The organism is Duganella levis (genome assembly GCF_009857605.1).
GTDB lineage: Bacteria > Pseudomonadota > Gammaproteobacteria > Burkholderiales > Burkholderiaceae_D > Rugamonas > Rugamonas levis.
In genome coordinates this window covers 1-5,467 of record NZ_WWCT01000065.1, presented here as the reverse complement: position 1 = coordinate 5,467, position 5,467 = coordinate 1, and the positions used below count along the sequence as shown (strand labels likewise).

The following is a 5,467-nucleotide window of genomic DNA, read 5'->3' as shown; positions in this document are numbered from 1 at the left end:
GGCGCGCCGCCGTTGCGGGTGCGCATCGGCATCGAAAGCGGCCCGGCCATGGCCGGCGACTTCGGCACCGCCCTGCGCAGCATCTACACGGCGGTGGGCGACAGCGTCAACACCGCCTCGCGCCTGGAGCAGGCCGCCCGCGAGTACCCGTGCGACATCATCATCGGCGAGGGCACGGTCGGCTATGCCAGCCGGCATCGCTTCCGGCACCTGGGCGAGCGTGTGCTGCGCGGCAAGGAAAACCCAATCCAGGTGTACACGCTGGAGGAACTGTCATGCGCTGCCTGACGCTGGCCCGCCTGGCGCTGGCCGCGCTGCTGTGCTGGCAGGCGGTGCCGCTGGCCGCGCAGACGCTGGCCGCGGACGACGCGCCCGCCTATGCGCCGGTACAGAACGAGGAGCTGTATCGCCAGGCGCTGCGCGCGCTGGACGGCGGCCAGCCGGAACTTGCCAATACGCTGCTGCTGCGCTTCCTGGAAAATGAGCCGCAGCATGCCGGCGCCTGGCTGGACCTGGCGTTCAGCCAGTGCATGCTGGGCCACGCCGACGAGGCGGAACGGCTGTTCCGCGAAATCGAAACCCGCTTCAATCCGCCGCCCGGCATTCAGGAGCTGATCCTGAAGCAACGCAACAGCGGCTGCAACAACAAGCCCAGCTGGCGGAAGCTGTGGGCAGTGTCGCTCGGACGCGGTTACGACAACAATGTCAACCAGGGCGCCAGCAGCAATCTGTTCAGCACCGGCACCGGCAGCGACACCACGCAGTGGGAATTGTCGCCGGATTTCCTGCCCAAGGCCGACCGCCAGACCACGGCCAGCGTCGACTATATGCAACAGATGGATGAAAGCGGCTCGCTGCTGCTGGCGCAACTGCGCCTGCGCGAGAACGATCATGTGCACGAACAGGACACCGCCTCGCTGCTGCTCGGCTACGAACGGCCGTGGGAATGGGGCGACTGGCGCGGCTACGGCACCGCCGCGCTGAGCCTGTTGCAACTGCAGCACCAGCTCTACCAGCGACAGGAACAGTTGCAGCTGCGCGCCACGCCGCCGCTGGCGCGCAGGCTGCCGGCCTCGATGCAATGGTCGTTGCTGGCCAGCCTGAGCCATGTGAGCTATCCGACCCGCGTCCATTTCGACTCGAATATCCTGGAACTGGGCAGCAGTGTTTACTGGCAGGGCGCGCAGCAGGTGTCCGCCTCACTGAGCGCGATGACCGATCGCGGCCAGGCCGACCGGCTGGGCGGCGACCGCAACGGCTGGTATGGCACCGTGCAAATGAGCCAGCAATTGCGCGCCAATCTGCGCGGCGACCTGGCCTACAGCCGCCAGGTTTGGCGCAACACCGCCATCTATGCCCCGGACCAGATCGAAATCGTGCGCCACCAGGACACCCAGCAGTTGCGCGCCGCCCTGCAACTGACGGTGGCGCCGCACCACATCTTGCAGCTGGAATGGCGCGCCATAAGAAATCGGGAAAATATCTCGCTATTTCAATATAATAGCCGTTCGATCCAGCTCAGCTGGCGCTGGGATAATTTCTAGGCAAGCCAGGCAAGTTTATCCCGCGCCACACCGTTTGAAGATGCACCGACCGCCACCATCCCGCCGGAACCAGGTATGAGCACGCCGCCTGACCAGCCCGCCCCCCTGCCCGCCGACGCCGCGCCGCCGCCGGCTGAGCACGCACAAACGTCGCTGGCGGACGTGGCGGTGGAACCCGGCGTCAATCTGCAAATTCACCTGCGCAAGATTCCCCTGCTGGCCGAACTGAGCAACGAAGAAATGGCGCGTGTCAAGGCCGACCTGCGCATCCGCCACTACGCCAAGCGCGAGGTGGTGTTGCAAAAAGGTGCGGCCGGCGACAGCCTGCTGTTCCTGCTGCAGGGGCAGCTGCAGGTGATCGACATCACCGAAGATGGCCGCGCCATCGGTCTGCGGATGCTGGCGCCGGGCGACTTTTTCGGCGAAATTGCCGTGATTAACGGCAGCATGCGCTCGGCCTCGGTGGTCGCGCTGACGCCGGTACTGGTCGCGCTCCTGCCGCGCAACACCGCCCTGCACCTGTTCTCGCACTCGCCGTCGGTGGCCAACCAGATGCTGCGCTTCCTGGCCGACAAGTTGCAGCGCGACTCGGAATTCCGCGCGCTGCTCAGCATCCACAACACGGCCAAGCGCATTTACACCTTCCTCGACCTCCTCAAGGAAAAGAAGGACGACGGTGACGTGGTGGAAAACCTGCCGACCCACCAGGATATCGCCAACATGATCAACACCAGCCGCGAGACCGTGACCCGTACCCTGCTGGCGCTGACCCAGCAGGGTATTGTCAAGAAGGGCCAGCACCGGCTCATCATCATCAAGCCGGAGGAGCTGCAAAAACTGGTGCAGGGCTGAGCGACAAGTCAAACTTGGTTACAAATTGTATTTATTTCAACCCTGCCCCCTATGCTATAATCGCCGGCTTGTTTAACTCTGCGGCCCCTGCCCCGCCGCCTACGCCGCACCATGAATTTCCCACCGTTCGTCCCTGCCGTGCGTGTGCACGGCGCTGGAGCCTGAGCATGGCGGCCGCTCTGCTGCAAGGCATCTGGCGCTACCGCGGCTTCATTCTCGGCAGCGTCCAGCGCGAATTCCAGTCCAAGTATCGCAACTCCCTGTTCGGCGCCGCCTGGACCGTGCTCAATCCCCTGGCCATGATCGTGGTCTACACGGTGATTTTCTCGCAGGTGATGGGCTCGCGCCTGGCTGGCGCCGCCGCCACCCAGACCTATGCCTACAGCATCTACCTGTGCGCCGGCACCCTGACCTGGGCGCTGTTTGCCGAGATCACCGGGCGCAGCCAGTCGGTGTTCCTCGAGAACGCCAACCTCATCAAGAAACTGCAGTTCCCGCGCATCTGCCTGCCGATCATCGTGGTGCTCAACGCCGGCGTCAATTTCATCATCATCTTCGGTCTGTTCACGGTCTTCCTGCTGGCCACCGGCAATTTTCCCGGCTGGACCTTTGTCGGCCTGCTGCCGCTGCTGCTGATCGAAATCCTGTTCGCCATCGGCCTGGGCATGATACTGGGGGTGCTGAACGTATTCTTCCGCGATGTCGGCCAGTTCTTCACCATCCTGCTGCAATTCTGGTTTTGGTTCACGCCCATCGTCTACCCGCTGACCACGCTGCCCGAGGCGGTGCGCGGCTGGCTGGTGTTCAATCCGATGGCGGCGCTGATGCACGCTTACCAGACCATCCTGCTGCACGGCCAGTGGCCGGAGTGGGCCAGCCTGTGGCCGATTACCCTGCTGGGCCTGGCCTGCTGCGCGCTGGGCCTGCGCCTGTTCCGCAAACGCGCGGGTGAAATGGTGGATGAACTGTAATGGGCGCGATTCTCGTCAAACAACTGGGCAAGGCCTACAAGCAGTATGGCAACCGCTGGAGCCGGCTGGGTGAATGGCTGCTGCCGTTCCGCGGCCCGCGCCACCAGCTCAAATGGGTCATCAACGACATCAGCTTCCAGCTGGCGCCCGGCGAGGCGGTGGGCATCATCGGCGTCAACGGCGCCGGCAAGAGCACCCTGCTCAAGCTGATCACCGGCACCACCCAGCCGACCACCGGCAGCGTCACCATCACCGGCCGCGTGGCCGCGCTGCTGGAGCTGGGCATGGGCTTCCACCCCGATTTCACCGGCCGCCAGAACGCCTATATGGCCGGCCAGCTGATCGGCCTGACGGTCGATGAAATCAGCGCCATGATGCCGCAGATCGAAGCGTTTGCCGACATCGGCGAGTACATCGACCAGCCGGTGCGCGTGTACTCCTCCGGCATGCAAATGCGCCTGGCGTTCAGCGTGGCCACTGTCAAGCGGCCCGACGTGCTGATCGTCGACGAAGCGCTGTCGGTGGGCGACGCCTATTTCCAGCACAAGAGCTTCGACCGCATCCGCGAATTCCGCCAGCAGGGCACCACCCTGCTGATCGTCAGCCACGACCGCGGCGCCATCCAGTCGATCTGCGACCGCGCCATCCTGCTGGACGGCGGCCGCCTGGCACACCAGGGCGCGCCGGAAGACGTGATGGACTACTACAACGCCATCATCGCCGAGCGCGAGGGCAGCACCATCGAGCAAAGCGTGACCGAGAGCGGACGGGTGCAGACCACCTCCGGCAGCCGCGAGGCGACCGTGACCGAGATCGCCCTGATTGACGACAGCGGCGCGCCGGTGGAAGTGGTCAACGTCGGCGCCGCAGTGCAGCTGCGGGTGCGGGTGCAGGTCAACGCCGACCTGCCGCGGCTGGTGCTCGGCTATATGATCAAGGACCGCCTGGGCCAGCCGATCTACGGCACCAACACCCATCACATGGAACAGGCGCTGGAGCAGGTCAAGGCAGGCGAGCAGATCGAGTTCCGCTTCCGCTTCCCGCTCAACCTGGGACCAGGCAGCTATTCGGTGACCACCGCGCTGACCAGCAATGAAACCCATTTGGCCAACAATTACGAGTGGCGCGACCTGGCGCTGCTGTTTATCGTGATGAATATGAACCGCAAAGAATTCGTCGGCAGCAGCTGGCTGGAACCGCAGGTCGAGATCAGCCGATGAGCGCCGCCACCTTTTACCGCGCCTTCGAGGACCGCTATCGCGGCGACCGCGACGTGATCAAGCAGCGCCTGCGTGCTTACACGCCGTTCCTGGATGGCTTGAACGCACTGTCGGCCGGCCGCGCGCCGCGCGCGCTGGACCTCGGCTGCGGCCGCGGCGAATGGCTGGAACTGCTGGGCGAACAGGGCTTTCAGGCGCGCGGCGTGGATCTCGATGCGGGCATGCTGGCCGCCTGCGAAGAGCGCGGCCTGCAGGTCGAACTGACCGACGCGGTGGCGGCCTTGCGCGCCTGTGCCGCCGACAGCCTGGCGCTGGTGTCGGCTTTTCACCTGGTCGAGCACGTGCCGTTCGAGGTGCTGCAAGCACTGATCGGCGAAGCGCTGCGCGTGCTACAACCGGGCGGTCTGCTGATCATGGAGACGCCGAATCCGGAAAACCTCAGCGTCGGCGCCACCAGCTTCTACCTCGATCCTTCGCATGAAAAGCCGCTGCCGCCGATGCTGCTCGGTTTCCTGGCAGACTACGCCGGCTACGCGCGCCAGCGCACCGTGCGCCTGCAGGAACCAGCCGCGCTGCACCAGCCGGAACACCAGACCACGCTGATCGACGTACTGGAAAACGTCAGCCCCGACTATGCCATCGTCGCCCAAAAGGCCGCGCCGGCAGCCGTGCTGGCAGCCTTCGAGGCCGCCTGGGCAGGCGATTACGGCTATGCGCTGGGTGATCTGGCGCAGCGCTACGAAGCCACCGGCGCCGCCCGCCTGGCCGAGTTGCACCAAGGCCTGGCGCACCAGGCCGACGAAGTGGTGGCGCTCAACCAGCGCCACGCAGCGACGGCGGCCGAGCTGTCGGCGCAGGCCGGCGCACACGCCCAGCTGGC

The 5,467-nt window shown here is 65.3% G+C and carries 6 protein-coding genes; all 6 read left to right on the top strand.

Features of this window, described 5'->3' with window-relative positions; all coding sequences use genetic code 11:
• On the top strand, positions 1–288 hold a 288-nt coding region (locus tag GTP69_RS30580), incomplete at its 5' end, for an adenylate/guanylate cyclase domain-containing protein (protein ID WP_161058395.1).
• Positions 276–1,544 (top strand): tetratricopeptide repeat protein, encoded by a 1,269-nt coding sequence (locus GTP69_RS30575; RefSeq protein WP_161058394.1) that lies wholly within the window; start codon positions 276–278, stop codon positions 1,542–1,544. The genes GTP69_RS30580 and GTP69_RS30575, both read left to right, overlap by 13 nt.
• A gap of 75 nt (positions 1,545–1,619) precedes the next feature.
• A complete protein-coding gene (locus GTP69_RS30570) occupies positions 1,620–2,396 on the top strand; it encodes a Crp/Fnr family transcriptional regulator (protein WP_161058393.1) in 777 nt (258 codons plus the stop codon).
• A 167-nt stretch (positions 2,397–2,563) separates the two neighbouring features.
• A complete protein-coding gene (locus GTP69_RS30565) occupies positions 2,564–3,367 on the top strand; it encodes an ABC transporter permease (RefSeq protein ID WP_161058392.1) in 804 nt (267 codons plus the stop codon).
• Entirely contained in the window at positions 3,367–4,587 is a 1,221-nt protein-coding gene (locus tag GTP69_RS30560) for an ABC transporter ATP-binding protein (RefSeq protein ID WP_161058391.1), read from the top strand. Before GTP69_RS30565 ends, GTP69_RS30560 begins: the two co-directional genes overlap by 1 nt.
• Positions 4,584–5,467: class I SAM-dependent methyltransferase (locus tag GTP69_RS30555; RefSeq protein WP_161058390.1), on the top strand; the 884-nt coding region annotated here is incomplete at its 3' end. The genes GTP69_RS30560 and GTP69_RS30555, both read left to right, overlap by 4 nt.